This is a genomic window from Cupriavidus campinensis, assembly GCF_905397395.1.
GTDB classification, from domain to species: domain Bacteria; phylum Pseudomonadota; class Gammaproteobacteria; order Burkholderiales; family Burkholderiaceae; genus Cupriavidus; species Cupriavidus campinensis.
This window is the reverse complement of the sequence record NZ_CAJPVH010000009.1, coordinates 79,434-106,423: the sequence shown is the minus strand read 5'-3', so window position 1 is coordinate 106,423 and position 26,990 is coordinate 79,434. Positions and strand designations below refer to the sequence as shown.

The 26,990-nt window shown below is 64.5% G+C and carries 26 protein-coding genes and 1 pseudogene; 11 read left to right on the top strand and 16 right to left on the bottom strand.

The window, feature by feature from the left end:
• Positions 1–17: 17 nt before the first annotated feature.
• From KHO18_RS08360 to KHO18_RS08350, 3 genes are all read left to right on the top strand, one after another.
• Entirely contained in the window at positions 18–1,301 is a 1,284-nt protein-coding gene (locus KHO18_RS08360; protein WP_144198855.1) for an MSMEG_0569 family flavin-dependent oxidoreductase, read from the top strand.
• Position 1,302: 1 nt separating this feature from the next.
• Positions 1,303–2,151, top strand: a complete 849-nt coding sequence (locus KHO18_RS08355; RefSeq protein ID WP_244844628.1) for a Pnap_2097 family protein — start codon at positions 1,303–1,305, stop codon at positions 2,149–2,151.
• Positions 2,152–2,319: 168 nt separating this feature from the next.
• A complete protein-coding gene (locus KHO18_RS08350) occupies positions 2,320–2,568 on the top strand; it encodes a hypothetical protein (RefSeq protein ID WP_144198738.1) in 249 nt (82 codons plus the stop codon).
• Between the two features lie 36 nt (positions 2,569–2,604).
• Here the strand turns inward: KHO18_RS08350 and KHO18_RS08345 are convergent, their stop codons facing one another.
• Positions 2,605–3,102, bottom strand: coding sequence for an outer membrane lipoprotein (locus KHO18_RS08345; protein ID WP_144198736.1), 498 nt, complete (start codon positions 3,100–3,102; stop codon positions 2,605–2,607).
• Positions 3,103–3,199: 97 nt separating this feature from the next.
• Positions 3,200–3,484, bottom strand: coding sequence for a hypothetical protein (locus tag KHO18_RS08340; protein WP_211942988.1), 285 nt, complete (start codon positions 3,482–3,484; stop codon positions 3,200–3,202).
• 45 nt (positions 3,485–3,529) lie between these two features.
• On the opposite strand from KHO18_RS08340, the gene KHO18_RS08335 reads away from it, so the two are divergent.
• Complete coding sequence (locus KHO18_RS08335) at positions 3,530–3,751, top strand: tripartite tricarboxylate transporter substrate-binding protein (RefSeq protein ID WP_211942987.1); 222 nt, start codon at positions 3,530–3,532, stop codon at positions 3,749–3,751.
• A gap of 99 nt (positions 3,752–3,850) precedes the next feature.
• On the opposite strand, the gene KHO18_RS08330 is transcribed toward KHO18_RS08335, so the two are convergent.
• The 4 genes from KHO18_RS08330 to KHO18_RS08315 form a co-directional block, all read right to left on the bottom strand.
• A complete protein-coding gene (locus tag KHO18_RS08330; RefSeq protein WP_144198732.1) occupies positions 3,851–5,968 on the bottom strand; it encodes a LamG-like jellyroll fold domain-containing protein in 2,118 nt (705 codons plus the stop codon).
• Positions 5,969–6,146: 178 nt separating this feature from the next.
• A complete protein-coding gene (locus KHO18_RS08325) occupies positions 6,147–7,058 on the bottom strand; it encodes a LysR family transcriptional regulator (protein ID WP_144198730.1) in 912 nt (303 codons plus the stop codon).
• 75 nt (positions 7,059–7,133) lie between these two features.
• Positions 7,134–8,108 (bottom strand): LLM class oxidoreductase, encoded by a 975-nt coding sequence (locus KHO18_RS08320; protein WP_144198728.1) that lies wholly within the window; start codon positions 8,106–8,108, stop codon positions 7,134–7,136.
• Entirely contained in the window at positions 8,092–8,277 is a 186-nt protein-coding gene (locus KHO18_RS08315) for a hypothetical protein (protein WP_211942986.1), read from the bottom strand. The genes KHO18_RS08320 and KHO18_RS08315 overlap by 17 nt, the downstream gene beginning before the upstream one ends.
• 275 nt (positions 8,278–8,552) lie before the next feature.
• Between KHO18_RS08315 and KHO18_RS08310 the strand changes: the two genes are divergently transcribed.
• A complete protein-coding gene (locus KHO18_RS08310; RefSeq protein WP_186296870.1) occupies positions 8,553–8,957 on the top strand; it encodes a nuclear transport factor 2 family protein in 405 nt (134 codons plus the stop codon).
• 14 nt (positions 8,958–8,971) lie between these two features.
• On the opposite strand, the gene KHO18_RS08305 is transcribed toward KHO18_RS08310, so the two are convergent.
• The 8 genes from KHO18_RS08305 to KHO18_RS08270 form a co-directional block, all read right to left on the bottom strand.
• A complete protein-coding gene (locus KHO18_RS08305; protein ID WP_211942985.1) occupies positions 8,972–9,652 on the bottom strand; it encodes a GntR family transcriptional regulator in 681 nt (226 codons plus the stop codon).
• 157 nt (positions 9,653–9,809) lie between these two features.
• A complete protein-coding gene (locus KHO18_RS08300) occupies positions 9,810–10,739 on the bottom strand; it encodes a 2-dehydropantoate 2-reductase (RefSeq protein ID WP_211942984.1) in 930 nt (309 codons plus the stop codon).
• 61 nt (positions 10,740–10,800) lie between these two features.
• Entirely contained in the window at positions 10,801–12,132 is a 1,332-nt protein-coding gene (locus KHO18_RS08295; RefSeq protein ID WP_144198718.1) for an MFS transporter, read from the bottom strand.
• 195 nt (positions 12,133–12,327) lie between these two features.
• Positions 12,328–13,518 (bottom strand): mandelate racemase/muconate lactonizing enzyme family protein, encoded by a 1,191-nt coding sequence (locus KHO18_RS08290; protein ID WP_144198716.1) that lies wholly within the window; start codon positions 13,516–13,518, stop codon positions 12,328–12,330.
• Positions 13,519–13,893: 375 nt separating this feature from the next.
• Positions 13,894–14,793, bottom strand: a complete 900-nt coding sequence (locus KHO18_RS08285) for an N-acyl homoserine lactonase family protein (RefSeq protein ID WP_211942983.1) — start codon at positions 14,791–14,793, stop codon at positions 13,894–13,896.
• Positions 14,794–14,839: 46 nt separating this feature from the next.
• Complete coding sequence (locus KHO18_RS08280) at positions 14,840–15,232, bottom strand: cupin domain-containing protein (protein ID WP_144198711.1); 393 nt, start codon at positions 15,230–15,232, stop codon at positions 14,840–14,842.
• Between the two features lie 108 nt (positions 15,233–15,340).
• On the bottom strand, positions 15,341–17,236 hold the full coding sequence (locus KHO18_RS08275) for a sensor histidine kinase (RefSeq protein ID WP_211942982.1): 1,896 nt from the start codon (positions 17,234–17,236) through the stop codon (positions 15,341–15,343).
• 73 nt (positions 17,237–17,309) lie between these two features.
• The gene (locus KHO18_RS08270; RefSeq protein ID WP_244844626.1) at positions 17,310–18,017 is read right to left on the bottom strand and encodes a LuxR C-terminal-related transcriptional regulator; all 708 of its coding nucleotides are present in this window, start codon (positions 18,015–18,017) and stop codon (positions 17,310–17,312) included.
• A 251-nt stretch (positions 18,018–18,268) separates the two neighbouring features.
• Between KHO18_RS08270 and KHO18_RS08265 the strand changes: the two genes are divergently transcribed.
• On the top strand, positions 18,269–19,594 hold the full coding sequence (locus tag KHO18_RS08265; protein WP_211943010.1) for a hypothetical protein: 1,326 nt from the start codon (positions 18,269–18,271) through the stop codon (positions 19,592–19,594).
• Positions 19,595–19,678: 84 nt separating this feature from the next.
• A pseudogene (locus KHO18_RS28420) lies at positions 19,679–19,999 on the top strand (SDR family oxidoreductase); the annotation flags it as partial.
• A gap of 7 nt (positions 20,000–20,006) precedes the next feature.
• On the opposite strand, the gene KHO18_RS08255 reads toward KHO18_RS28420, so the two are convergent.
• Together KHO18_RS08255 and KHO18_RS08250 are read right to left on the bottom strand one after the other, a co-directional pair.
• Positions 20,007–21,146, bottom strand: coding sequence for a hypothetical protein (locus KHO18_RS08255; RefSeq protein WP_244844624.1), 1,140 nt, complete (start codon positions 21,144–21,146; stop codon positions 20,007–20,009).
• Positions 21,147–21,301: 155 nt separating this feature from the next.
• Positions 21,302–22,024, bottom strand: a complete 723-nt coding sequence (locus tag KHO18_RS08250; protein WP_144198699.1) for a GntR family transcriptional regulator — start codon at positions 22,022–22,024, stop codon at positions 21,302–21,304.
• Between the two features lie 193 nt (positions 22,025–22,217).
• On the opposite strand from KHO18_RS08250, the gene KHO18_RS08245 reads away from it, so the two are divergent.
• The 4 genes from KHO18_RS08245 to hydA all read left to right on the top strand — a co-directional run bounded on the left by KHO18_RS08245 (position 22,218) and on the right by hydA (position 26,979).
• Positions 22,218–23,516, top strand: a complete 1,299-nt coding sequence (locus tag KHO18_RS08245; protein ID WP_211942980.1) for an MFS transporter — start codon at positions 22,218–22,220, stop codon at positions 23,514–23,516.
• Positions 23,517–23,541: 25 nt separating this feature from the next.
• The gene (locus KHO18_RS08240) at positions 23,542–24,741 is read left to right on the top strand and encodes a serine hydrolase domain-containing protein (protein ID WP_211942979.1); all 1,200 of its coding nucleotides are present in this window, start codon (positions 23,542–23,544) and stop codon (positions 24,739–24,741) included.
• A gap of 63 nt (positions 24,742–24,804) precedes the next feature.
• The gene (locus KHO18_RS08235) at positions 24,805–25,533 is read left to right on the top strand and encodes a maleate cis-trans isomerase family protein (RefSeq protein ID WP_144198690.1); all 729 of its coding nucleotides are present in this window, start codon (positions 24,805–24,807) and stop codon (positions 25,531–25,533) included.
• 27 nt (positions 25,534–25,560) lie between these two features.
• Positions 25,561–26,979: a dihydropyrimidinase gene (gene hydA, locus KHO18_RS08230; RefSeq protein ID WP_144198687.1), complete on the top strand. Its 1,419-nt coding sequence runs from the start codon at positions 25,561–25,563 to the stop codon at positions 26,977–26,979.
• Positions 26,980–26,990: the final 11 nt, after the last annotated feature.

Below are 26,990 nucleotides of genomic sequence, written 5' to 3'. Positions count from 1 at the left end.
ACACAAAGGAATTCATCATGCCCAGCACACCCGAACCGTCTCAGCCCGCAGCCACCGCGCATCACTACAGCGTGATCGTCGTTGGAGGCGGCCAGGCCGGACTATCGATGAGCTACTACCTGAAGCAGGCCGGTATCGATCATCTCGTGATCGAGAAGCACACCGTCACGCATACCTGGCGCAGCCAGCGCTGGGATGCCTTCTGCCTCGTCACCCCCAACTGGCAATGCGCGCTGCCGGGTTACCCGTACCGGGGCAACGACCCGCACGGCTTCATGAAAAAGGACGAGATCATCGATTACCTCGACGGCTTCATCGCCATGGTGGACGCCCCGGTGCTGGAGCACACGGAGGTACGCCGCGTCACGCCGCGGCCGCAGGGGGGTTACGACGTCTTTACCTTGCAAGGGCAATTCAGTGCCGACCAGGTGGTGGTGGCATCCGGCGGTTATCACGCCCCCATCGTGCCGCGCATGGCCGAGCGCCTGCCCGCCGGCATCCGTCAGATCCAGTCCTCCGAGTACCGCAATCCGCAGGCTTTGCCCGAAGGCGCAGTGCTGGTGGTGGGCTCGGGCCAGTCGGGCGCGCAGATCGCCGAGGACTTGCACCTGGCCGGGCGCCAGGTGATCCTGGCCGTGGGCGAGGCTCCACGCTGCGCACGCTTCTATCGTGGACGCGACGTGGTGGACTGGCTCGCGGACATGCAGTACTACGACATGCCCGTCAGCGAGCACCCGCTGCGTGAAGGCGTGCGGGACAACACCAACCACTACGTTACCGGCCGGGACGGCGGACGCGACATCGACCTGCGAAGATTCGCCACCGAGGGCATGGAACTGTATGGCGTGCTCGAGGATTATCGGGACGGCGCGCTGCATTTTTCGCCCAATCTCGCGGCCAGTCTCGACGACGCCGACCAGACCTACAACCGCATCAATGCCGGCATCGACAAGTATATTGAGAAGAACGGCATCGAGGCGCCGCCCGCCAGCGTGTACGTGCCGGTGTGGCAGCCGGACGCGGAACGCACCACGCTGGCGCTTGGCGATGCGGGCATTGGCGCCATCATCTGGTGCATCGGCTTTCGACCGGACTTCAGTTGGCTCGACGTGCCGGCCTTCAACGGACGCGGCTATCCAGGGCATGTGCGTGGCGTCACGCCGCACGATGGTCTCTACTTCCTGGGCCTGCCGTGGCTGCATACCTGGGGCTCGGGTCGCTTCTCGGGTATCGCGCGCGACGCCGGGCATCTCGCCGACCTGATCGGCAAGCGCCACGCCGGCTATCAACGGGCAGCCTGACATGAGCATTGGGCGCGCGCACGGTTGCGTGCACTATGTCGCGGGCATGCCGCAGCTTTCATACACCGGGCTTTCGGAGAACTGGCTGCTGAAGACCTGCGGCGACCTGCACTGGCAGGCGCTGGCGGCTCGCGCGGGCCAGGCCGTGCCCGAGTTCCGCGACGCCGATGGCAATATCGCCTATGCAGCATTCCTCGCCATTCGCGTGCGCGATGCCTCACTGGAGGCGCTCGGCGAGCATGCGGCGTTTCGCATCGATACGCGGCTGGACCGCGTCGCGGGTGCGCGCCATCTCAGCCGCCACGTGCTGGTGGCAGACGGGACGCGGTGTGTGGACGTCGAGATGATGTCCACCTTTATCCGGCGCGAGCGTGAGCGCGACAATCGCTCCGTTGTCAGGGCAGCCTTTCCGCAGCAGGACACGCAGCCCGATTCAGCCGTGGCGCAATCTGCCGATGCACTAGTGACACTCGCCAAGCGTTTTCGAGCCGGTGCCTGGGGCGAGCACCTGGGCATACGTCAGAGCCTGGAACCGGCGCGGCACACGGCAGAGTATCTGCCGTGCCCCTATGCCGATTTCAATGGCGCGGACCTGCTCTATTTCGCAAATTTCCAGTCGATGGTCGACCGCGCCGAATGGCAGTGGCTGCGGTTCGGCGAGCCGCCCACGGTTGCGCAGCGTGACCTGTTCTTCCACGGCAACGTCAACGTCGGTGAGTCGCTGAAGCTGTCATTCAGCGTCGTGGAGCACCACCATGATGGTATCGCGCACTGGTGCGAGATCCGCCGCGTCGCCGATGGCGAGAAGATCGCCGACGTGGTGACGCGCAAACGTTGGCGGCAGCGTTGACCCAGCCCAAAGCCGTTCACTCCGGGCTTCGCGCCGATGGCCTATCGGCACCTTCGGTCAGTTCATCAGCTCCGCCTGGGGGAATTTCCATTTCCCCGAAAGAATCTCGGCGCGAGGCCGATATAGCCGAACCGTGTCGCCAGGATGGTGACGGGTGAAGACCCAACCGTGACCGAGGCTCTCAAGGCCGTATTCGTGGCACTGCTGTTCAACGCCATCGCGGCGGCGGCCATGGCCAAGCTGACGGGCGGATCGCTGTCCGGTCCCGCCACGCTCGTGACCTGGGTGGTGACGTTCGTGGCGTTCTCGTTCGGTTTCGTCGTGATGTTGAAGGCCACGCTCAAGCAGAGCGCCGTGATCTCGCTGGTGTCCTCGCCGATCGCCGCGCTGATTCTGTTCGCGGCCGTCAAGGTCTGACCGCCGCGCAGCCGCCGCGCCGCGCTCCCTGGCCGCTCAGGCCGTCACCCGCACCTTGCCGTCTTCCGACCATAGCAGCTGCACGCGCTGGCCGGGGTAGAAGCTGCCTTCGGATGCCGGCTGGGTGATCGCCTGCAGCCGGCCGTCGGGCAGCCGGACCGTGATTTCATAGCCGGGATGGCGCTCCACGCGCGACTCGATCTCGTGCCCTGCCAGTCCGCCGGCAAGGCCGCCGGCCACACCTGCCAGCAGCGAACCATGACCGTGCCCGATCGCGCTGCCGGCCACGGCGCCCAGCAGGCCGCCGCCCAGTTCCCCTGCCAGGCTCGATCCCTGGCTGCTGTCATCGATCTGCACCACACGCACGCGCTCGACCGTGGCCATCGTCACCGTCTGGGGCAGGGAGGTCTGTCCGGCGCTGTAGACGCTGCCCGGCGGCGCGAACTCGGCGCAGCCAGAGGCCAGCAGCGTGCTGGCCAGCAGCATGGCGGCCAGCGGGCGGTGCAGCAATGAAGGGCGGCGTGTGGAAAGCATGGGCGGCTCCTGTCTGGATCAATGACTGGAGCCACACTACGGCTGTGCGGCGCAGGGGACTTTTCCGAAAGCCGGGGCTTTGCGTGTTCGCAGGGTCCTATGGCGCCAGGTAGCCGACAAACAGTTCGGCCAGCATGCGCGCCGACGCCCCCAGCGGCATCGCGCGCAGGCCGATCAGGCCGACCAGCATCGGGGGCGGCAACGGCGACAGCGCCGCGCACGCCTGCAGCCCATTGCCATACATCGGATCGGTGAGCAACTGCGTGGGGCAGTAGCCGATGGCGTCGGTGCGACGCATCAGCTCCGTCATCAGCGTGGGCGACGTGCACGCCGTGATCTGGCGCGGGACGGGCAGGTCGCTCGTCCGCAGCCATTCCAGCAACGTCTCGCTCTGGCTGCCCGGGGACAGGTTCAGAGTCCACCGGGCATGCTCCAGCGCCTCAAGCAGGGCACGCCAGAGGCCGTGGTGGCACGGCTGCACCAGGCGCTCGTCGAAACGCTGCAGGACGCGCAGGTGGTCAGCGGTCTGGAGGCGACCGGTGCGGAAGTGGCCAAGCCCAGCTCGGTGGCTGACTCGCAGCGCTTCCTGCAGACAGAGACCGGCAAGTTCCGCGCGATGGCGAAGCGGAGCAGTCTCCAGCCACAATAAGCCTGGCGTTGGTGTAGAAAGGCCCGTGCCGCCATGCAACATCGCATGGCGGCATGGGCCTGTTGCGCCTGGCGCCGAAGTAGTTCAGCGCAGCTCAGCTCAGGCGCGCCGCGCCGTCAGCCACTTGTCTGACGCCAGCGGTTCCGTGCAGAGGCGTACTTCGCCGATCTGGCCGAGAAAACCGTTGGACGGGACGTTGCCGTAGACCCCACCACCCACGAAGAAGCGGCTGGTGGCACTGACGGCGGCAATGCCGCGCGTGTTCGACGCGTTGCGCAGCACCGGGGCACCCTCCACGTACATCACGGTCTCGTTCTTCGCCGGGTCGTTGACCACGGCGACGTGGACCCATTTCTCGGCGATGATCTCGCCAGACCAGTTCGCGGCCGGGTTCTTGGTGCCGGCCGTGCTCGGCGTGACTTCCCACTGCACTTCGCGCAGGCTGGAGATGGCGAAGATCAGCGGGCTTTCGTCGCCGTCGCCGCTGCCAAAGCCGGTCACCGCGCTGCGCTGGCCCTCGCGCTCCATGATGTTCATCCACGCATTGTTGCCGGCCGTCCACGACGCCGGCACCTTGATGAACGCCTCCACGGTGTAGCCGTTGTCGAACGTCATCGCATTGAGTGCCGCCGTGGTCTGCGTGGCGAAGTAGCTCATGCGCTGGGGACTGTTCACCGAGTTGGCGAACTTCACGCTGCCCGGGGCGGCTGACAGGTAGTGGTGGTCATTCGACCACGTCATGTCGCCCAGTTGCGCCGCGCCGCCGTTGGCCAGTGCCTCGCGCGAGAGGGGGTTGGCACCGGTCAGGTCGTCGATCACCTGGCCGACCGGCACCGCCGCGCCGTCGGCACCGCCGAAGAAGCGCCAGTGCGCCACCGTGGAGGCCACCTGCGGGTAGTCGTTGGTGTCGGCGGCGGCCTTCTTGTCGGTCACGCTCGGCTCGGTGTAGTTGGCCAGGATGGCGGCCTTGGCGCGGTCGTTGATCGGGTCGTTGCCGGCCGTCGGCGTGGCGAAGTCGGGGTTGAAGCGCGCAAAGCGCTTGCGGAAATCGAAGTCGATCTCGAACTGCTGGTTCTTGTCGGTCAGCACCGCCACGTCGAACTCGTTCAGCGTCTCGGTGGGCTTCTGCGGCACCCACGGTGAGAACGAGATGACCTTGATCTTGTTGTTGGTCAGGTCGAACTCATACAGGCGCATCAGGCCGTTGCCGCCCATGTACGCCATCTGGTAGTCGACCACCATTTCCTCGACGCGGTTGCCGAAGTCGTTGGTCTTCGTGAGGTGCGCCGCGCCATGGTAGTGACCGTTCAGCGTCATGAAGATCTGGTCGTTGTCCTTGATCAGCGTCTCCCACAGCATCAGGCCGTAGGGCACTTCCAGCGGGCTGACGCCATCCGGGCCGATATTGAGCAGCTGGTGGGTCGAGAGGATGACCGGCACCTTCGGGTAGCGCTTGAGTACGTTGCGCGCCCAGGTGATGGCGGCGTCGGAGGCGCGCCACGACATCGACAGCACCATGAAGCGGTTGCCGTCCACCTCGAAGAAGTGGTACTCGTGGAAGCCCGACGGATCGCGGCCGCCGAAGGTGGCCTGGCGCTGCGCACGGGTGGTCGGGAACGTCTTCAGGTACGGCTCGTTGGCCAGGTTGCGCTGCGCGTCGGTGTTTGACGCCTGGCTGCCGGCGTTGACGTAGTCCACGTCCGAGATCACGTCGTGATTGCCGGCCAGGATCGAGTACGGCGCGCGGGCCGCCTCCATGACTTCCATGGCCTCGTCGGCGATCTGCCACTGCAGCGGCTTGCCCTGTTGATCCACCACATCGCCGAGGTGGATCGTGAACGGGATGCGCAGGCTGGCGGCGTTCTGCGTGATCCACTTGGTCTGTGCCAGGAACGGCGTGGACCCGTACTTGCGCTGGAACTGCAGGTTCTCGTCGGTGGTGGCGTAGCGCGAATAGAACTGCGTGTCGGGCAGCACGGCGAGCGCGAAGCTCGAGACCTTGCCCGACGGCGTGCCACCGCCCGGCGTGGTGCCGGGCGTCGTGGCCGGCGTGCCGGGCGCGGCATCGTCGCCGCCGCCGCAGGCGGCCAGCAGGGCCGAGGTGCCGAGCGACATGCCAAGGCCGGCCCTGAGCAGCAGGCGGCGCTGGCGGTCTGGAATGCCCTCGAGCTTGACGGTATCGATTGTGGTTGGCTTGCCCGGTGTCTTGCTTTGCATTGCGACTTCCCTGTTGACCCACGAAAAGCCCGTGATTCTGAGCAGCACTCGTGACAGGGTGTTGATCGAAATGTGACGTTTTGGAGGCGGGGGGGCGGGCTGTCAGTGCGTCGCCGCGTACCGGGGAGAATGCCAGCGCCCACACCGGCTACCGGCAAGGGCGTGAGCGCGCCGTTGCCTAGGGCGCGAACTTCTCGATCAGAAAGTCAATCAAGGCCCGCACGCGGGTCGACATGTGTCGGGCGTGCGGATACAGCAGCATGAATGGTCGAGAGCTGCCGCCGAGATCTTTCAGCACCTCCACCAGCGTGCCATCGCGCAAGTCTTCCTCGACCACGAAGCGATAGGTCTGGAATAGGCCGGCGCCCGCGCGCGCGAGCGTTGCACCGCCCAGCACGTCTTCGGATGCGGCGTATGTGCCGGTGGTGATCACGTTCACGTCTTCGCCATTCTGGCGGAAAGTCCACGGAATGCGGCGCCCGCTGCTTGGGCGTTCAAACTGGATGCACTCATGCCCAAGCAGATCGTCAAGCGACTTTGGCGTGCCGCGCCGCCTCAGGTAGTCCGGTGTGGCGACGACCACCAGTTCCGCGTCCTCGAGCTTGCGCGCAATGAGTGCCGAATCGTCGGGTGCCCGCCCGCGAATCGACAGATCATAGGTGTCGTCGGCGAAGTCGACGTTCCGGTTGCTGATGTGCACGTCGATCTCGACTTCGGGAAAGCGCTCCCGGAACGCGGGAAGCACCGGCAGCACCCGATAGTGCGCGTAGGGCGTGGGCAGGCTGATGCGCAGGCGTCCAGCGGGCGTCGCATGCTGGCCGCCGATGTGCCGCTCGGCCTCTACCAGCAGCGCAAGCGCTGTGCGGCTCTGCTCGAAGTACGCCCTGCCTTCATCGGTCAGACGGATCTGGCGCGTCGTGCGCACGAAGAGACGAATGTTGAGGCGCTCTTCAAGGCGTGAAACGCTGCGGCTTACCGCAGCGGGTGTGACGCCGGCAGCCACCGCTGCCGCCGTGAAGCTGCTGAGCTCCGCGGCCAGGCAAAAGAGTTCGATGCTGCCAAGTTGCAGATCGTCGAATTGACGCTTCATGGTCGTTGACACCGTGTCATGACTGTCGTTGCGAGGTATGCTCGATGCGCCGCTTGTGCGGCGGCGGCCGTGGTATCAAGCCGTGCCCAAGGCAGGAAAGCGGGGCGTCACATGCGTGGCGAGTTCCTCGAGTACGGCTTCGGCGGCGCGATTGCCATATTTCAGGTTGAACAGGACATGGTTCGCGCCCGCGCGTTCGAGCGTCTCCAGGTGCCGCATCAGCCAGCTGCGGCCCAGGCGATGGCCCCCGTGGATCGGGGTGGGAGAGACGTCGGGATCGGCCGTCAGGTCAATGTGATAAGGCTGCGCAAAAGGCTTGAACTTGCCCGGCGACGTAGCCGCGACGGCGTCATGCCATTGGCGGATCACTTCCACCTGGAGATCCATGCGGCGCGGGTAGGTGATCCAGCCGTCAGCCTTGCGCGCGATCCAATCGATCGATTGCTGGCTGTGGCCGGTTACGATGAGCGGCACGCGTCGGGCAACCGGCTTGGGGACCAGGTCCGCGTCATGCAACGTGCCGTACGTGCCGTGGATTTGTGAATAGGCGTTGCCCCACACGTTTTCAAGGTAGGCAACCTGTTCCTGGAACAACGCGCCACGTTGGGCGTGTTCTACGCCAAACGCCGGAAACTCTATAGCGCGGTCGCCGGAGGCAATCCCCATGACCAGTCGGCCTCCCGTCAGCCTGTCTATGCTGGCTGCCGCTTTGGCCGTGTGCAGCGGGTGCCGTAGCGGCAGCACGATGGCTGCGGTAAAGAGCGCAATCGATGACGTCTGACCGGCAACGTATCCGAGCCACGTCCAGGGATCAAAGATCTGGCCGAGGTCACCGAAGGAAGGGTCGCGCAACGGCACGTCCCGCACGCCCAGCGCGGCGAATCCCGCTTGCTCGGCCCGCTTCGCCAGCCGGATCTGGTCGACCATCGTGGGCGCATCGCCCGGGTATGACTCGATCGCGAACAGCACACCGAGCGTCAGGCGGCCAGGTGCGAACATGCGCGAGAACCCGGGGTTGGTCTGGGGCAGGGTGTCAGAGGGATTCAGCATGGCGCCCTCCGGTGCTGGCACGGCGGGTGTTCCCTTCGTGCGCCGAACGCCAGATGAAGGTATAGGGGAGTTCGTCGAGCTCGGCGGCGTCGAGCCATAGGGCTTGCGGCAACTCGTCGGCCCAGTGCTCTTGCGCTGCGCTTGCAGCTTCAGGTGCGTGGAATGTCATGGCGGCTAATCAAGAGGAGTGAGTGGCACCCGAGATTCCGCAATGCGTCCGCGACGGGTGGATGCTCACAATTCTGGGCAATCGACCGCGCCGGATCATCGGGGTCAGCCGCAAATCAATTGTTCCGCTGCATTGATAGTGCATCGGCCCCGGGTGTCGACTGGCTTGTTACATGGCGTAGAAAGACACGTTCCGCCGGTGCTGTTTATCTGCCGCGTTCGCGCGCCTACAGTGCGGTCCAGGGCTGTCGGTTGCGCCCGCCCAAGGAGAAAATCATGACCGTGTCACCTACCCAGGCGACCGTGGACTGCGCCCACCAGCGCATCCTTCAACTCTTGCAGACTTACCTGGACGCCATCTACGACGGGGATGTCGACGCATTGCAGTCGACCTTTCATCCTGATGCGTTGCTGTTTGGCGAAGTGCGCGGCGAGATTGTGCAGAAGACGCTTGAGGCCTATCTGCAGGGCGTTGCCAGCCGCGAGAGCCCTGCGTCGCGCAATGATCCCTACGGCATGTCCATCCTGTCGGTAGAGGTTCTCGGCAAGATGGCGTCGGCCAAAGTCCGCGTGAAGGTGTCGGGCAACAACTACTATGACTTCCTCTCGATGTTGAGGATTGGCTGTGACTGGGTCATCGTCAACAAGCTCTACACGCACATCGAGGAGCGAGCCGAGTGATCGTCAGTGCGGCGCTAGGCCGCCTGAACCTCGCTTTGCGCCTGCAGTGTCTTCACGAGGCGCTCGCCATGCATCTGCGCTGAGTCGCAGACAAGCTTCTCCGCCTGCGCGGCGTCGCCGCTCAGGATTGCCGCCGCCATCTGCTCGTGCTCGTCATAGATCGCCTGCGAATACTCCATCAATTTCGTGGTCAGGAGGATATAGAGCAGGACCGGGTCGCTGATCAGTCCGTACTGGACGATGAGCCGCCGATGGCCCGACAGCGCCACAACGGTCTTGTGAAAGGCGAGATCGGCCTGGGCGATGCGTCGGGGATCCTTGTCCCCAATGGCGGACTTCAGGTCCGCCAAGGCGTTGAGCAGGCGCGCGCGGCCTGCCTCATCGATGCGCGCGGCGGCCAGCCGTGCGGCCATCCCTTCCAGGTTGCTGCGCAGCGTATAGAGTTCCCAGGCGTCCTCAGCGGAAAGCGACACAACTTCCCAGCCGGTGTAGGCGTGCTGGATGAGCAGGCCCTCGTTGGCCAGACGTTGCATGCCCGCGCGAACCGTCGAGCGGGAAAGGCCGATCTGCGTCGCGAGGGATATTTCCGTGAGCCTGGAACCCGGCGCCAGATCTCCGGAAAAGATGGCGTCGCGAATCCAGTCGGCAGCCTGTCGGTCCAGGCTGCGCTTGTCAATTTCAACGCGAGTATTCATGTTTGCTCGATTTGCCAGGCGGGAATTGTGACTCCATCGGCATAACCGGGCGCTGTGGTCCGATTCCGGTGCCCGAGGGAGCCATGCCCGACATGATACCGCCGTGGGAAGGGGCCCTTGTTAATTGTAGGCAATGATTTGTTAACAATCAGGGCGCTCATAGCCTGCCGTTGGCGCGCCGCAGCTCGTACGCCTTCAGGTTCATCCAGCACAGACGATGCACGGTATCGTCCAGCCCATGTGCCCTGACACGGGCGAGCATGTACCCGACGATATGTTCGCCCTCGATCGACGACTTCCTTTCCAGGTCGCGCAGGATCGATGGCACGTAGGCCGATGCCTTGTTGGCAAACAACTGGCGGTACTCCGCAAGAAAGGCCTCGGTCATCGGATATCCTTCTCGCGCGGCCACTTCGGCGTGGATCAACAGCACTTGATAGAAGAGGTCCGTGCCGCCCGCTACCTGGGCAATTTCGCCAACACTTGCGCGCAGGAGCGTCGTGACCGTCGCCACGGTGGACAGGTGGACAAGCTTCTCCCACATATTGCGCATGATGTCCGGAACGGCGCTCGCGACCACGCCCTCGGCGGGAAACGCGCGTTGAAGCGTCTGAACCCGCTCGCTCAGGATGCCGGACTGTTCGCCGAACTTGATATAGCACCAGTCGTTCAGGTGCTGGATCGTTCCTTCGCTATCGAGCGTGACAATGATCTTTGCAAGGCCGCCGAGCACACGCTCGGCCCCGAAGGCGGCGTTGAGCTTATCGATATGGGCCATGCCATTCAGAAGTGGCAGGACGGCCGTATCGGGCCCTACGGCAGGGCGGATGGCTTCGATCGCGGAATCCAGGTCATAGGCCTTGCTGGTTAGCAGCACGATATCCCAGTGCCCCCCAAGCTCCTCCTGCGTGACGGTTTTCACGGGGGCGTGGAAATCGCCATACTGGCTTCGGATGTTCAGGCCATCGCGTTCGAGAATGGCGCGCCGCGCCGCACGCACGAGGAAGGTGACGTCGGCACCTTGCTGGACCAGTCGGCCACCGTAGTAGCCGCCAATTGCGCCGGCACCCAGTACTAGAATTCGCATGAAGTTCTCCATCAAGAATGTCGTGTTCGCAGCCGGGGAAGCATTTCCATGCTTCCCCGGGTCAGGTGTCTTCTCGGAGCAGACGCTGTGGCATGGCGAGGAGCAGCAGCACGGAGCCGAGCACCAGGATCGCGGCGAAGGTGTACAAGCCGTAGTCCAGCGAGCCCGTCGTGGTTTTCACCCACCCGAGGACGGACGGGCTGGCAAAGCCGCCAATCAGTCCGATGCTGTTGATGACCGCAATGCCGCCCGCCGCGCCAGCGCTGGAAAGGTATGAGGTCGGGATCGTCCAGAACAGTGGCATGGCAGTCAGGATACCCAGGGTAGTGATCGACAGCACAGTCAGTGCGAGGGTGAGGCTGTCATGCACGTACGTCACGGTCACCAGGCCGAGCGCTGCCACGATCATGCCCGATGCAACGTGCCAGCGGCGCTCGCGCGTCCTGTCCGAATGCTTGCCGATGACAACCATGCCGGCAGTGGTGATGCCGTACGGAATCACGGTCAGCAAGCCGATATGCAGGGGGTCGGTCACGTTGTAGCTGCGGATCATCGCCGGGAGCCAGAAGCTGATGATGTAGAGGCCGGCCGCAATCGCAAAGTAGATGGCCGACAGTGCATACAGCCGCGGATCCCGAAGGGTTCTCCAGAAGGTGGCGTCGTGGCCATGGCCGCCCGTCGTACCCACGGCGTGGATGATGACCGCTCTTTCCCTGGCGGAAAGCCACTTGGCGTCGGCCGGCTTGTCGGCGAGTACGAAGTAGACAAAGGCACCCAGGATGATGGAGGGAATGGCTTCGATGATGAACAGCCATTGCCAGCCGGCGAGCCCTGAAGCGCTGCCCATATTCGCCATGATCCAGCCGGACAGCGGCCCGCCGATGACGCCCGACACGGCGATGGCCGACATGAAGACCGTGATGATCTTCCCGCGCATCATGGGGGGGAACCAGTAGGTCAGGTAGAGCACAATGCCCGGAAAGAACCCGGCTTCGAAAGCGCCGAGAAGGAAGCGCGCCACGTAGAACTGCGTGGGCGTGGTGACAAACGCGAAGCTTCCTGAAATTACGCCCCAGACAATCATGATGCGCATCAGTGTCTTGCGAGCGCCAATTTTTTCGAGCAGGAGGTTGCTCGGCACCTCGAACAGGAAATACCCGATAAAGAATATGCCGGCGCCAAGCCCATACACGGCATCGGAAAAGCTGAGGTCCTGCTTCATCTGGAGCGCGGCAAATCCGATGTTCACGCGATCCAGATAGGCGAACACATAGCAGATGAAGAGGAACGGGATAATGCGCCACGTCACCTTGGAATAGGCGCGCTGCACATCGTCGTGTGTGTGAGCGGGTGCCGTGCCTGGCAATACCGCAGAGGGGGAGGCCGTCTTCATGATTGCTCTCGCTATCCGTTCAGTTTGTCTATTCGGTGGCTTCCGGGAGGAGCCTGCAGTGTCGATCCACAACAGGTCTCCGCTCCATCTCGGAAGTTGCGTCGAGGGGTGAGGCAGGCGCGGCGGGAAGCGCGCGCCCATGCTGTTGCGCCTGCGGCGCGCGGTACCGGGCCTGCGGTGCTGGTCCTACATGGCCTACAGACCCAGATGGCTCCGGCGCACTTTCGGGGGATGGGCGCGCAGGGCGTCTTCGATCGGATCGCAGCCCCAGCCCGGGGCATCCGGAACCTGAATGGCGCCATTCACGATCTCGGGGTTTCGGGTGAACAAGTGGTCGTCCCAGGCCAGCCGATCCACGTCCACCTCCATCACGCGCAGGTTGGGCACCGCCGCGGCAAAATGAACGTTCATCATCGTCGACAGATGGCTGTAGAAGTTGTGCGGCGCGATGTTGACGTCAAAGGCGTCCGCCACGTTGGCGATCTTCATGGCTTGCCATACGCCGTTCCAGACCGCATCGATGATGGCAACGTCCATCGATTGCGCCTGGAAATAGGGCAGGAACTGGCGGATGCCGAACAGCGTTTCGCACGCGGCAATCGGGGCGTGGCTGCGCTGGCGGATATACGCCATGGCCTCAGGGTTGTAGATGTCGAGTTCCACCCAGAACAGGTCGAAGTCGCTGATGGCCTTGATCAGCGAAAGGTAACCCTCGGTACGCGCGTTGAAGTTCAGGTCCACCAGGATATCGACGTCGGGGCCAGCGCCGTCGCGAAGTGCCTCGAGGTGCGCGCGCAGGTTACGCAGCATCGCCTTGTCGACATTGAGAGACGGCGCGTACGGGGAACCAAATCCGGCCATCCACTGGCGCGGCTTGCCATTCTCATTGACGAACAGATTGGTCTTGAGCGCGGAAATCCCGGATGCCCGGGCGTCTTCGCCGGCCTTCTTGACGCCGTCCAGATCAACGATGGCAGGCGGGTACAGCGTGGGATGGCTGATGCGCCAGGTGGCGCAATGCGACCAATAGATCGGGATGCTGTCTCGATGTTTGCCGCCCAGCAGCTGGTAGACCGGCACACCGAGGCTCTTGGCTTTCGCATCGAGCAGGGCGTTTTCGATGGCGCCGATTGCCTCGGCGCTGAGCCCATGCGGGGCGGGGCGCAAGGACGCGGCCAGCCGGCCATAGGCCTCCTCGTGGTCATACACCGACTTGCCGACCAGGCGAGCGCCCAATTGTTCGATCACGCCGGTCAAGCCGGGAGGCCCGAACGACTCGTCGTACTCGCTCCAGCCCACAGTGCCATCTGACGTCACCACCTTCAGGAAGTAGTAGTTCCGCCATCCGGCGTCGCAGGAGAGGGTTTCAAAGTGCTCAATTCGCATGATGTCTGCTCACTTCAGTGTTGACAGTTAATTGTTAACAATTAATCTAAGGTGCAAGGCGCCAGACTGCAAGCATGGTTAACCCGAAATACGGCGTGATGAGGCGTAATGAGGCGCAATAAGCACTTGGCTGCGGACTACGTGGCGCCGCGCTCCAGATGGGGCGTGGGGCGTGTGCGGCGTGCGGGGATGGCTCTGAACGGCGGGGGAGGGAGGGCGTGGCCGACGGAGAGGGCGGCTATGCCGTCCACCCCGCATGACTCACGGATGACGACCGCACAACGTGCGGCGATTCAGGGGATATTCGATGCCTGTCAGGTCACGCCCCGGCGAACGTACGCGATTCGCCGGGGCAATAATCAATCCGCCACGCCCTTAGTCGTAGTAAGCCGGGAGCAGCTTCAACTTGTTGGATTGCTTCTTGTCGTGATTGATGAAGAGCTTCGCCTTGTACTTTGCCATCAACTGCCTGATTTTTTCCATGGAAGCGATGGATTCAGGGCTATTCGTATTCAGGGATGGAACGATGTTCTTCTCGAAATTCCCTTCCAGGTGAACGACATCGCCGGAAAGGATGATGAAGCCGGCGTTCTTGAGATGGACCAGCAGTGACTGGCTGCCGGGGGTATGCCCTGGCGTGGAAACGAGCATGACGCTCCCGTCGCCAAACACATCGGTATCACCGTCGACGAGCTGAAGGTTCTTCGGCGTTCCCAGGAGTTTGCGCGCCAGTGCCATCAGTTGATTGACATTGTCGTTTGGCCCGTTCGGCGAGTAGATCCACTGATACTCCGCCCGCTGCATCATGACCCTGGCGCTGGGGAACAACCGCACGTTACCGATGTGGTCGCCATGTGTGTGCGATATGGCGACTCGCGTGATGTCGCCTGGCTTCAGGTTGATTTCAGCGAATTGATCGGTCAGTGTCTTGTCGAGGTGATAGACGATCAATTTAGGGAGCGTGGACCACCCCTTGGGGTCGTTGAATGCTTCTTCAGGAACACCGGTATCCCAAAGCAGCCATTCGTCTCCATGCTTTACCAGCCAGCAGGTGGATGAGAATTCGATACTGCGCCCAGCGTTCGCGCCCGGCGTCCACACCGACTCGTCGTTTGCAAGGGAGCGACCGCAATCCAGCCTGAACAGCTTCTCGGCGACCCCCGCCTTGGCGGGGTCAGGAAGCTTTGTGGTGGCGTGGGCGGCTGGCACCCCTTCCAGTACGAAGATACAGGCAGCCAGGATAAACGCCCCCGCCAGTTTTGCTTGTCTCAGCATGATCAATCCTTTCTTCAGAATGCACGCCGCACATCACGGCGCAATTTCACTGCCCGCGCAAGACCAGTGGCTTGCCTTTCTCAACGATGTAGTGGGCAATCGCCTTGAACCGCACGCTGCCGGTATTGCACACGTTATGCATTTCGCCTTGCGCGAATTGCAGCGGACGTCCGGCTTTGAGATACAGGTCCGGCTTCTCATCGAACTTCACAACCGCCTCGCCTTCCTCCACATAGGCGCTCTCGACTCCTGGATGCGCATGCCGGCCCGTGCAGGCACCCGGCTCGAGTTCCGCAATCACACTCACCGTCTGGTAGCCCTGAGGGAAGTCGATCGTCTGCAGTGGTGTACGCGTCTGAGCAAATGAGCTGGTACCGCTCAGCGCGCACAACAACATGGCAGTGGAAAATGCAGCCAGCGGTCGTGTCACGGGTGACATTTGTCTTCTCCTCAATGAAATCATTGTTATCAGGTCGTTGCCTGGGAAAAGACTTTAGGGGGGCGTTTTAGCGGGATAAAGGCACGGCGATGAACATGAATTGATACATCACGGAACAAGTCCGTTGCCTGGCGCATCAAGCGATGCGGTCACGGGCGCGACAGGCAGGCGCAACGTGAACCACGTGCCGCTCGCGTCCGGTTGCCAGGACACCGCCGCATCGAGGGCCGACGCGCGGCGTTGCATGTTGGCGAGCCCTCTGCCGCCATGTGCCGGGGGCGTCCCGGCAGGAGAGAAGGGCGTGCCGTTGTCGTGTACACGCACCAGCACCGTGTCGTCATCGCGGCAGGTCTGCACGCGGATCGCGGTCGCGCGGCTGTGTTTGAGCACGTTAGTGAAGACCTCCTGCAGGATACGCAGGATGTGGAGCGCGCTCTGGGCGCCGAGCCATTGCAGCGGCGGGATATCGTCGACCTCCCACGCGAGCGAGATGCCGGCGGCTTCGAGTCGCGACCCCAGCCGGTAACGCAAGGTGGCCAGCAGGAGCAACAGATCCGTCGATACCGGCTCCAGCGAGTCAATCGTCAGCTTGAGATCGTCGATGCATTCCCGCAGCACCTGGGCGATATCGTCGGCGCGCGCCGTGCCGGAGGCGTCCTTCTCGACCATGCGCAAGGCGCTGATCAAGGATGACCCGAGGCCGTCATGCATGTCCTGCAGCAGCCGCTGCCGCTCGCGCGTCAGGGTCTCGCGGCGCTCCACGTCGCGCAGTTGCCGATGGCTTTCCAGCAGTTCCGCTTCCCGCTGCGCCAGACGCAGCGACAGATTGGCGTTGGCCTGCGCAACCTCATCCAGCGCGCTGATATAGCGGCGATACATCAGGATCATGAACAGCAGCAGCTGCACGCATCCCAGGTAGGACAGCAGATAGATGCTCTCGATATCGATGCGGTAGTTCTGCAGCAGCAGGTCATGCAGGGCGATCGGCGTGCTCATCGCATTCCAGGCCGAAAATGTCATCGCCTCGCGCGATCCGGCCCGCCAGGCGGCCCGCAACGCCGCAATCGACACCACGAGATTCAACCCCACCAGCAGCAACTGGGACAGCGGGTAGAGGAACACCACATGCGTGAGCCACGACAACGGCAGCGTGCTGGTGGCCAGGAACACGACCGAGCCGTACAGCGCTGTCTCCAGGCGCCGGTAGCGCAGGCCCAGATAGCGGAAGATGAACAGGTAGCAGGCCAGGATCAGCCAGGCGATGCTGTTGAACGCCAGCCAGCTGAACCAGGCCTCCGGAATCGGCAAGGGGTCCTGGCCGACCAGATACTGGAGCGTGTGCAGGAAATATGCACCCGCAGCCAGGAAGCACAGCAGGTAACGCGTTTCGTCCCGACGCCGGAGCCAGACCAGCAGGGAGAAGATGCCCACCGCAAGCAGGCCGCCGCTGGACAGGTAGGGAAACTGCGTCTGGAGGAAACTGCGTACAGCGAAGCGCCAGAACAGGTCCTCGCGCGTGCCGATCCGCACGGACGACAGCGCGGCGCCAACCTGGCCCATCACATCGATACGGATGACGATGTCGCGCGGCGCGTGCCCGAGCGCGATCCACAAGGGGTAGTTGTAGCCGTTCCACACCGGCCCGCCGCGAGACTGCCAGAGCTGCTCGCCGTCTGCATACACGGTGAGACGTCCCACGGTCTGCCAGCGCGGCGCATAGAGGTAGAGGGGCTCACTGGTCGCGGCCGCGGCGCTGGCCGCCGGAAGCGCCAGTTTCACCCAGACTGTCTCGATGTGGCCTGACCCCACCTCATCGGGAGTCACGTGGCGCGGCACCACCATCGGCAATGGCGTGTCCTGCCATCCTTCGCCAGTGGCGGGCAGCGCAAGCTGCGGCGGAAGCCGGTCGAGCGTGCCGCCGGGCGTGATCCGTAGCTGCGCCGAGGTGATGTGCCAGGGGAGGGCCTGCGCCAGAGCGCCGTGCAGCGAACCGGCAAGCAGCATGGCCAGGACGAGGGGGAGCCACCGTCGGCGCCACCGTTGGCGCCACGGTTGCCATGCTGGCGCGCCAGCGCAGTCAGCCATCGCGCAGCAGCCCGTGTTGCCGGGCCACGTTGATGGCCTCGACCTTCGAGTGGACGTCCAGCTTGACGTAGATGCGTCGCACATAGGTCAGCAGCGTATGTCGCGATACACCAATCCGTTGGGCGATCTCGTCGTGGGAGAAGCCACGCGTGATGTCGTTCAGGACTTCGACTTCGCGCGGGGATAGCGCGGAAGGCTTCGGGCCTGCTGGTGCCTGGGGGGCTTGCGCCAGCGCGCCGGCTGGCGGCGCCTGCAGGCGGGACAGCACCTGGCGGGCGATCAGCGGGCTGATCGGGCTGCCGCCCTGATGCAGCGACCGCAACTCGCGCACGATATGTGCCGCCGTGCTGTCCTTGAGCAGGTAGCCGGTGGCGCCCGCGGCAATCGACTGCATGACGTGGCTTTCGTCGCCGAAGACCGTGGCCACCATCACATCGCAGCGCGGCCACGCCACGCGTGCCGCGCGGATGGCATCGATGCCGGACCCATCGGGCAGCCCCAGGTCGACGACGAGGATGTCGGCGGCGGGGGCGGATTGCAGCAGCGCCAGTCCGTCGCGCAACGTCGTGACGGCGCCAGCGGTGAGCATGTCGGGGGCGCCGGACAGTGCCTCGAGGAATGCCGTGCTGAAACGGGTATCGTCCTCGATCAGGGCGACGCGGATGGGCGAGTCAAGCGGCGGGGCGTGGTCAGGTGGCACGGGAGGTTGGATGCGAAACGAGCGGGTCGAGGCACGATATGCAACGGCCCGTGCTGCCGCTACGCCCCCACGATCGTAGGGCATGACGGCATGTCGCACGATCTGGGGACATACAGCCCGAAAACCCAAGGCTATGATCCAGCCGGATTGTTGCACGCGTGGGACCGGATGCAAAGACGGCGCACGTGGGCATGCACCAAAACAACAGGCTCGGCGAGCCAGCAGACTATCGAACGGGGAAGGGGTCGCAGATGAAACGGGAAACCTTGGTGAAGGCATGGGCGGCCCTGGCGGTCAGCGTCGCACTGGGGGCGTGCGGCGGGGATGGGGGAAATGACGGGGGGAACGGTACGGGCAGCGGGGGCGGCGGGGGCGGTAGCGGCGGTGCGGTGACGCCGGACACGCCATCCACGCCGGGCACGCCGGAGACGCCAGCGACGCCCCAGGCCGTGACGTACCTGGGCGTGATCAGCTTTGGCGACACGCTTGCCGTGACGCTGGATGCCCCGGCCGCTGGTCAGGTGCGGATCCGCTTCTCCGATTCGGCGTTCGGCCTGTCCGGCGCGGTGATCGGCCACTACGTCAAGAACGGCAACATCTACACCGTCAGCACACTCGAGGCCGACAGCGCCGAATCACCGCCGGCATTCGTGACCGCGCTGCTGGGCGCGGTGACGGCGTCGTTCACGGTGTCCGGCACCACGCTGACGGGCGAGATCACCGGCCTGCCGAAGCAACTCGGCGATGGCAAGCTGTCGGGGCAGGTCACGGCGAGCAGTGTCAGCACGCCGGTGACGGCGGCCGAGCTGGCCGGTACCTACACGTTCCTGCGCGGGCAATCCACCTACTACACGAGTTCGGGGAATCTCCAGGTGCAGTACGGCATGGGCGGGCAGATGCGCGTGGGCGCCGATGGCACGGTGCGGATGTGCCAGGCTGGTCCGTACAGCGACACCTGCAGCATGGGCTATGCCGGCACCCTGGCGCTGGCGGACCAGACGCGCTACCCGGGCGCCTACACGCTGACGTTGGGCGGCAAGCTCTGGGGACAGGTGTTCCCGCTGAGGGTGAACGGTGTGACATCGCTGTACCTCGACCACCTTCAGCTCGATACTGGCGGCAACCGCATCACCGGAACGGGCGTCTTCCGGCCCGCCCAGACGCTGACGGCGAGCCAGGCAGCAGGGCAGTGGGTCTGCCGGCAGCCGGGCGTGTCGTATGCCGATGTCACGGGCCTCGGCATCCGGGCCGCGCTCGATGGCTCGATGCAGGAAGAGACGCTGACCATCTCAGACACGGGGCAGGTCACCAGTGCCGGGACCGGGCAGGTTGCCTCACTGACGCTGAATCAGGCCAATAACCTGCTGGGCTTCTCATCCCCGGCCGCCATCCCGGGCACCATGTACGCCGACTGGATCGTGCCGGCGGTCCCGCCCAGCACCGTCACCGGCCTGCGCACGCAGGTGTTCATGCCGCTCGACGAGAACAGCATGGCCTACTACGCCGAGGTGACCAGCCAGCCGACCGATCCAGTGAACTGGACCTTCCTTGTGCAAGGTACCTGCCGGAAGCGTTAGCCGCCGCCGGCCGGCGCGACATCGGCCCGCGATCCTGCCCGGTTGCGGCCCGGTTGCGGCCCGGTTGCGGCCGGTTGCGGCCAGTTGCGTGGCGTGCTGTACACCGTGCAAAAGGCCTTGCCGCTGCTGGTCGATGGCGCGTCCGTGGTGTTGACCGGCTCCAGGGTGTCGATCCAGGGCACTGCCAACTTCAGCGTCTACAGCGCCAGCAAGGCTGCCGTGCGCAATTTCGCCCGCTCCTGGGCGCTGGACCTGAAGGACCGCGCGATCCGCGTCAACGTCGTCAGCCCCGGCCCGATCCGAAGATGGCGGCCTGGCGCAGATCTGAGCGCACAGGCAGACACCCGCCCGCGACAGCACGGCGACGCCTTCGGCAGGAATCGTCCGCCTATCGGGCTATTAGGCTATTGGCCTATTGGGCGGGAATGGTGATCAACGGCAGCGGCTCCTTGCTGCCGGTATCCGTCAACGTAAAGAACAGCATGATGGCCGAGAGCGCCCGTTTGGTGGTCAGGTCGCTCTGGTTGATCCAGAACCAGTAACCCCGGTAGTGCACGGCGGCATAGGCTTCCATTGGCTTTTCCTTACCGCTGTGAATCCGTACCGCGCCCCGCTGCGCCTGCTCGGTAGTCTGCGCGAGGCCAGGCAGGGCGCTTTGCTCTTTCAGGTGGGCTTCGGGGACCTCCAGGTAGCTGGAGAAGGCAAGCATGATCTGCAGCATCGAGCGGCTGTTCACCGACAGTTCGTCCTCCGCGCCACGGGCCGGTGAATACCTGAGCGTGAACTTCTGCGTCGTGGCGGGCAGCTTCAGCAAGCGGCGGATCTCCACCACTTTTTCCAGGATGTCCGCAGGCATGTCTTCGCGCCGGAACAGCAGTACGCCGATCGATCCCTTGACCTTGTCTTCCTCCACCCGCATGGAGAACGCGCCGGCGGCCTGCACGTCGCGCATCAACTCGATGGCGCGCAGGAACTCCGGGTCCGCCTCGCGCACCATGCCTGCAGCGGTTGCGCGATTGCGCACGCCGTTGAGCGACTCCACCGTCATGCCCAGCACAAAGTCGGCGGCGTAGCCGCTCTGGAGCATCAGGAAGATGTTCTTGGGATCGATGGGCTCCATCAGCCCTCGCACGAATTTCTGGCCGGTTGCAGGCGTGTAGGTGATGGTGGGCCGGTCCGTATAGACGCCTTGCACGCCCGTAGCCAGGAAGTTGCCCTGTACCGCACTCGCCGTCGAGACAGTACCGCCCATCGATACGCCCGCCTGCAACGAGTAACCGCTAACCACCGATGCCACATCCACGAAGATCGGCAGGTCCACGTAGCGGAGCTTGACGATGTTCAACAGGGTTTGCTGCTTCCAGGAGTCGGCGATTGCCGCGCTGTAGTCGAAGCGGTCCGCCACGATGGTCGTGGGGCCAATGGAGGTACAGCCGGGGAGTAGTGCGAACACCCCGAGCCACGCCCCGAGCCACACGCCGTGCTTCCGGGCGACCCGGCTGGCGGGGCCGCGAGTGGTGTCGGGCAGACTTTTGTGGGGTGTGGGCTGCATGGCTGCGCGGTTTGCTGCCTTTTCGGTGATCGGTCGCGAAAGCGCGCGAACCGATTTGAAGCGGATTTTGCTCCAAGGGCGACCGAATCGCCAAGGAGAACGCGCGGGCCCCCTCCTGCCGCAGCGGGCCCCGCCCTGGCGCCCCCTGGCGTACCCTAGCGCCCCCTGGCGCCAGCCACGCGCGCGGCAGGCTCCGCGAGGGTTTGCTCGAGTACCCGCAAGACTTCCTTCGCAGTGTTCTCGGAATGCTCGCGCAGGATCTGCGGCAGTCGCGGGCGGCCCGCTTCGCGCAGGGCGGCCATGATGGCCTCGTGTTCCTCGTGCGATTCCTGCCAGCGCAGCATGTCGGTGTTGGCCGCGCCCCGCGCGCGATGCACCTTGCTCATCAGCGTGGCGTAGATGCCGGACAGCACGGCGTTGTCCGCGCTGTCGACAATCAGCTGGTGGATTTCCTGGTTGATGCGGAAGTAGTCCGTGCGCCGGCTGGCTGCATGCGCGTCGATCATGGCCTGGTGCTTGCGCTCGATCTTGGCGAGCGCCGCGTCGCTCATGCGGCGGGCCACCAGTTCACCGGCATGGGCTTCCAGCCCATGCAGCGTTTCAAAGGTCTCGCGCAATTCCCCCAGGTCCAGCGGCGCCACGCGGTAGCCGATGTACTGGCGATGCAGCACCAGCCCTTCCGACACCAGCACCTTCAGCGCTTCACGCAGGGGCGTCTTGGAAACGTCGAACGCTTCGCAGAACGCCTTTTCGTCGATACGGACCCCGGGCGGCAGCTCGCCCTCCTGAATCATCGTGCGCAGCCGCGCCGCGATTTCGGCGGACATGCCAAGAGTGCGGAGTCGGGCGGTTTTGGGCAGCGCTTGTGTCACGGACATCACCAGAATGGGGAAATTGCACTGAAGCGAAGCCTATCACACCCGGAATTGGTGCTTTCCCTATGCATATAAATCAACGACTTACACGCGTTGTAATTACAGATTACGTATCCTATACTCCGTCCAGTTGCGCGACACCCCGAACAGAAACGCCTCGACAACGCAGCACCCAAGGAGCAAGGAGACCCCCGTCATGCCATCCACGAGCCAGGCCGCCACGATGCCGGCCACGCGCAGCACCGTCCGCTGGAAGATCTTCCTGATGATGCTGTTCCTGATCGCGATCAACTACATCGACCGCGCGTCGTTGTCCGTGGCCATGCCGCTGATCGCGAAGGAGTTTGATCTCAGCCCCACCATGCAGGGCCTGATCCTCAGTTCGTTCTTCTGGACCTACGCCCTGATGCAGGTGCCGGGCGGCATGCTGGCCGACAAATACAAGCCGCGCATCGTGATTGCCTGCGCCACCGTGTTCTGGGGTGCCTTCCAGGCCCTGGCCGCCGTGTGCACCAGCGCCACGACGCTGATGCTGACCCGCCTGGGCCTCGGTGCCGCCGAAGCGCCGATCTATCCGGCAGGCGGCAAGCTCAACGCCATCTGGATGACGCAGAACGAACGCGGCCGTGGCGCCACGCTGCTCGATGGCGGCGCGCCGCTTGGCGCGGCACTGGGCGCGATCATCATCACCTGGCTGATTGCCGCGCTCGACTCCTGGCGCCTGGCCTTCGTCGTGGCGGGCGTGGGCACCGTCATCGCCGGCGCCGTGGCCTGGTGGTACATCCGCAATTCCCCGCGCCAGCACGCCGGCGTGAACGAACTCGAGGCACGCTATATCGAGGAAGCCCAGGCCAGCGAGCATCGTGCCGAGCCGGCCAATCTGTCGGGCCGTTCGCTCGACTTCTTCAAGTACCGTTCGGTCTGGTGCATGGCCATCGGCTGGATGTGCTTCAACACCGTGTTCTACGGCCTGCTCACCTGGATGCCCAACTACCTGAACAAGGTGCACGGCTTCGACATCAAGGCGATGGGCGGTGCCAGCTTCATCATTTTCTTCAGCGGCTTCGTGGGCGAACTGATCGGCGGCTGGATCGCGGACAAGTGGAAGGAGGCCGGCGGCCGCCCCAACGTGGTGATGCGTACGCTGTTCGGCATCGCCGCCGTGGTCGCCACTGTGTCGATTTTCTCCGTGGCCTATGTCACCAACGCCACCGTGGTCGTGGCCCTGCTGTCCTCCACGCTGTTCTTCCTGCGCTGGTGCGGCCTGTTCTGGTGCATCCCGTCGATCCTGGGTACCCGTGACAAGATCGGCTTCCTGGGCGGCGTGATGAACCTCGGTGGCAATATCGGCGGCATCTGCGTGCCGATCATCGTCGGCATGATTGTGCAGTTCACCGGCTCGTACTTCCTGGCGCTGATGTTCTTTGCCGCCGCCGGCGTGGGCCTGCTGCTGTCGTCCACCGCCATCGACTACGAAAAGAAGATCCCGGTCTGACGGGCATCGGCTGGAGGAGACCAACATGCAACGATTCCACCCCGTGGTGGCGGCGCTGCTGGCCGCTGGCACCCTGCTGGCACAGCCGGCCATGGCTGCCGCCGCCACCGCCACCGCTACCACCGAAGGCATTCCCACGGCACAGCCCGAGTCGGTCGGCGTGGATTCCACGCGGCTCGTCGCCTTGTCCGAATGGATCCGGCGCGACCAGCTCGACGTGCGCAGCCTGCTCGTCATCAAGGACGGCAAGATCGTCTTCGAGCGCTACGGCGACGGCCTCTCGCGGGACTACAACCACGAGCTGTACTCCGTCACCAAGTTCATCAGCGCGCTGCTGGTTGGCACGCTGGTCGGTGACGGCAAGCTCAGCGCGAGCGACGCACCGGCCCCAAGGCTGGCGGCTGCTCGCCCCGATCTTGCCCCGTCACTGGCGGACAAGCAGCAGATCCAGCTGCGGCACCTGATGTCGATGTCGAGCGGCCTGTCGTACAAGCTGGTGGAGGGCACCGACACGCTGTACTACGGCGTGCCGGACCGCCTCAAGGTGGCCGCCTCCGCCAGTGTGCGGGCCAAGCCCGGTACGGAGTTCGACTACATCGACGTCAACCCCGTGCTGGTCGGCGCCACGATCAGCCAGGTCACGGGCATGCCGGAGCAGCAGTACGCCGCGCAGCGCCTGTTCAAGCCGCTGGGCATGGCGCACTACCGCTGGGACGGTGCCGACGGCAAGGGCGCCGTATCCGGGGGATGGGGCCTGCGCCTGCGCTCGCTCGACATGGCCCGGCTCGGCATGCTGATGCTGAACCAGGGCCGCTGGAACGGCCAGCAGATCGTGCCCGCCTCGTGGGTGGCCCAGATGACCACGCCGTCCGGCCCCGCCGGGGACTATGGCTACTACTGCTGGGTCAACAACATCGTCAAGAGCGAGCGCGAATTCAGCGCCATGGGCTACAAGGGCCAGTTCATCACGGTGCTGCCCAAGCAGAACGCGGTGATCGTCATGAACAGCATCATGTCGACGCAGGGCGGCCTGCGCGACGCGAAGTATCTCGACCTCTATCGCCAGATGGTCAACGACTACGTGCTTCCCGCGCTGCAGGCCGGCAACGCCGTCAAGCCGGACGCCGCGCGACAAGCCGCGTTGAAGCGAGAACTCGAACTGGCGCGCACCAGCCACGGTGTGCCCGGCACGCAGCTCGCCTTCAACGACAAGCCCGAACAATAAAACCAATACAACCTGCAGAGGCGCTGCCCCCAGACGGTGCCCGCAAACTCCTGAGAAACAACCATGAGCAAACAGATTCGCCTTGGCATGCTGACGCCGTCTTCCAACACCGCGCTGGAGCCGATTACCAGCGCGATGGTCAGCGGCTTGCCCAACGTCAGCGCGCATTTCTCGCGCTTCACGGTCACCGAGATTTCACTGCGTGACCAGGCGCTGGGCCAGTTCGACCTGGAGAAGATCCTCGCGGCGGCCCGCCTGCTGGCCGATGCCCGTGTCGACGTGATTGCGTGGAACGGCACCTCGTCCGGCTGGCTCGGCTTCGACCGTGACCTGGCGCTGTGCAAGCAGATCACCGAAGCCACCGGCATTCCCGCCACTACCTCGGTCCTGGCCCTGAACGAAATCCTCGAAAAGACCGGCGCGCGCCGCTTCGGGCTGGCCACGCCGTATCTGGCCGACGTGCAGCAGCGCATCATTGCCAACTACCAGCGCAGCGGCTTCGACTGCTCGGCCGAGCGTCACCTGGACCTCCACGTGAACTACAGCTTCGCCGAGGTTCAGGAGGACACGATCCGCGCGATGGTGCGCGAACTGGCCAAGGAAAACGTGCAGGCCATCTCCACGTTCTGCACCAACCTGCACGCCGCGCATCTGGCGGAGGAACTGGAAGCCGAGACCGGCATCCCGCTCTATGACACGATCTCCACGGTCGTGTGGAAGTCGCTGCGCCTGGCCGGCGTGGACACCCGCGCCCTGACGGGCTGGGGCCGGCTGTTCCGCGAAGTCGAGTAAGCCAGGGCGCGTAACGGAGGGATGACCATGCCTGCAGACAACATTCTTGACCTCGTGATCCGCAATGCCGACGTGGTCACCGCTTCGGACCGCTTCCGCTGTGACATCGGCGTGCGCCACGGCCGCATCGTGGCGCTCGGGCACGACCTGCCCGCCGCCGCAACGGAAGTCGACGCCACGGGCCTGCTGGCCCTGCCCGGTGGTATCGACGGCCATTGCCACCTGGACCAGCCCATGCCAGACGGCATGCGTATGGCCGACGATTTCTTTACCGGCACGCGCGCGGCGGTGTGCGGCGGCACCACCACGGTGATCCCGTTCGCCGCGCAGGAGAAGGGTCATTCGCTCCGGGCGGCGGTGGCCGATTACCATCGCCGCGCCGATGGCCGCGCGGTCATCGACTATGCCTTCCACCTGATCGTGGCGGACCCGACGCCCGCCGTGCTGCAGGACGAACTGCCGGCGCTGATCCGCCAGGGCTACAGCTCGTTCAAGGTCTACATGACCTACGACGACCTGAAGCTGTCGGACCGGGAAATGCTGGAAGTGCTGGACGTCGCCCGCCAGAACAAGGCGTTGGTGATGGTGCATGCCGAGAATGCCGATTGCATCTCGTGGCTGACCGACAAGCTGGTGGGCGAAGGCCGCATCGCGCCGCGCTTCCACGGGCTGGCACGCCCCGCAGTGGTGGAGCGGGAAGCCACGCATCGCGCGATCTCGTTCGCGGAACTGGTCGATGTGCCGATCCTGATCGTGCATGTGTCCGGCAAGGAAGCCATCGAGCAGATCCGCTGGGCGCAGGGCCGCGGCATGAAGATCCTTGCCGAGACCTGCCCGCAATACCTGTACCTGACCGCCGAAGACATGGGCCTGCCTGGCGACGACGGCTACGAGGGCGCCAAGTGCGTGTGCAGTCCGCCGCCGCGCGACCCGGAGAATCAGGCCGCCGTGTGGCGCGCGCTGGCCAACGGCGTGTTCAGCGTCTTCTCGTCGGATCACGCGCCGTTCAACTACGACGATCCCGAGGGCAAGAAGCTCGGCGGCACGGCGCAGCCGTTCGATCACATCCCCAACGGCGTGCCCGGCATCGAGACCCGCCTGCCGCTGCTGTTCGATGGCGTGACGCGCGGCAAGCTGTCTCTGCACCAGTTCGTCGAACTGACCGCGTACCGACCGGCCAAGCTGTACGGGCTCTACCCGCGCAAGGGCACCATCGCGATTGGCGCCGATGCCGACATCGTGCTGTGGGACCCGGCGCGCCAGGTGCGCATCGCCAACAGCAACCTGCATCACGCCGTGGACTACACGCCGTATGAAGGTATCGAGGTGACTGGCTGGCCGATGACCACGTTCTCGCGGGGCGAGTTGATCGTGCGCAACGGCGAATACCTGGAACCCACGGCCGGCCGTGGCCGGTTCCTCGAAGCGGGCCAACCCGAGATCTGAGGGCGCAAACC

What these genes read in the sequence shown, in the direction of transcription:
- KHO18_RS08360 (WP_144198855.1), top strand. Translation starts at nt 18, where the DNA reads ATGCCCAGCACACCCGAACCGTCTCAGCCCGCAGCCACCGCGCATCAC.
- KHO18_RS08325 (WP_144198730.1), bottom strand. Translation starts at nt 7,058, where the DNA reads ATGAAGCGTCAATTCGACGATCTGCAACTTGGCAGCATCGAACTCTTT.
- KHO18_RS08300 (WP_211942984.1), bottom strand. Translation starts at nt 10,739, where the DNA reads ATGCGAATTCTAGTACTGGGTGCCGGCGCAATTGGCGGCTACTACGGT.
- KHO18_RS08250 (WP_144198699.1), bottom strand. Translation starts at nt 22,024, where the DNA reads ATGTCCGTGACACAAGCGCTGCCCAAAACCGCCCGACTCCGCACTCTT.
- KHO18_RS08235 (WP_144198690.1), top strand. Translation starts at nt 24,805, where the DNA reads ATGAGCAAACAGATTCGCCTTGGCATGCTGACGCCGTCTTCCAACACC.
- KHO18_RS08280 (WP_144198711.1), bottom strand. Translation starts at nt 15,232, where the DNA reads ATGTCACCCGTGACACGACCGCTGGCTGCATTTTCCACTGCCATGTTG.
- KHO18_RS08255 (WP_244844624.1), bottom strand. Translation starts at nt 21,146, where the DNA reads ATGCAGCCCACACCCCACAAAAGTCTGCCCGACACCACTCGCGGCCCC.
- KHO18_RS08335 (WP_211942987.1), top strand. Translation starts at nt 3,530, where the DNA reads ATGCTCCAGCGCCTCAAGCAGGGCACGCCAGAGGCCGTGGTGGCACGG.
- KHO18_RS08355 (WP_244844628.1), top strand. Translation starts at nt 1,303, where the DNA reads ATGAGCATTGGGCGCGCGCACGGTTGCGTGCACTATGTCGCGGGCATG.
- KHO18_RS08290 (WP_144198716.1), bottom strand. Translation starts at nt 13,518, where the DNA reads ATGCGAATTGAGCACTTTGAAACCCTCTCCTGCGACGCCGGATGGCGG.
- KHO18_RS08295 (WP_144198718.1), bottom strand. Translation starts at nt 12,132, where the DNA reads ATGAAGACGGCCTCCCCCTCTGCGGTATTGCCAGGCACGGCACCCGCT.
- KHO18_RS08285 (WP_211942983.1), bottom strand. Translation starts at nt 14,793, where the DNA reads ATGCTGAGACAAGCAAAACTGGCGGGGGCGTTTATCCTGGCTGCCTGT.
- KHO18_RS08320 (WP_144198728.1), bottom strand. Translation starts at nt 8,108, where the DNA reads ATGCTGAATCCCTCTGACACCCTGCCCCAGACCAACCCCGGGTTCTCG.
- KHO18_RS08345 (WP_144198736.1), bottom strand. Translation starts at nt 3,102, where the DNA reads ATGCTTTCCACACGCCGCCCTTCATTGCTGCACCGCCCGCTGGCCGCC.
- KHO18_RS08240 (WP_211942979.1), top strand. Translation starts at nt 23,542, where the DNA reads ATGCAACGATTCCACCCCGTGGTGGCGGCGCTGCTGGCCGCTGGCACC.
- KHO18_RS08245 (WP_211942980.1), top strand. Translation starts at nt 22,218, where the DNA reads ATGCCATCCACGAGCCAGGCCGCCACGATGCCGGCCACGCGCAGCACC.
- hydA (WP_144198687.1), top strand. Translation starts at nt 25,561, where the DNA reads ATGCCTGCAGACAACATTCTTGACCTCGTGATCCGCAATGCCGACGTG.
- KHO18_RS08315 (WP_211942986.1), bottom strand. Translation starts at nt 8,277, where the DNA reads ATGACATTCCACGCACCTGAAGCTGCAAGCGCAGCGCAAGAGCACTGG.
- KHO18_RS08265 (WP_211943010.1), top strand. Translation starts at nt 18,269, where the DNA reads ATGAAACGGGAAACCTTGGTGAAGGCATGGGCGGCCCTGGCGGTCAGC.
- KHO18_RS08310 (WP_186296870.1), top strand. Translation starts at nt 8,553, where the DNA reads ATGACCGTGTCACCTACCCAGGCGACCGTGGACTGCGCCCACCAGCGC.
- KHO18_RS08305 (WP_211942985.1), bottom strand. Translation starts at nt 9,652, where the DNA reads ATGAATACTCGCGTTGAAATTGACAAGCGCAGCCTGGACCGACAGGCT.
- KHO18_RS08275 (WP_211942982.1), bottom strand. Translation starts at nt 17,236, where the DNA reads ATGCTGCTTGCCGGTTCGCTGCACGGCGCTCTGGCGCAGGCCCTCCCC.
- KHO18_RS08330 (WP_144198732.1), bottom strand. Translation starts at nt 5,968, where the DNA reads ATGCAAAGCAAGACACCGGGCAAGCCAACCACAATCGATACCGTCAAG.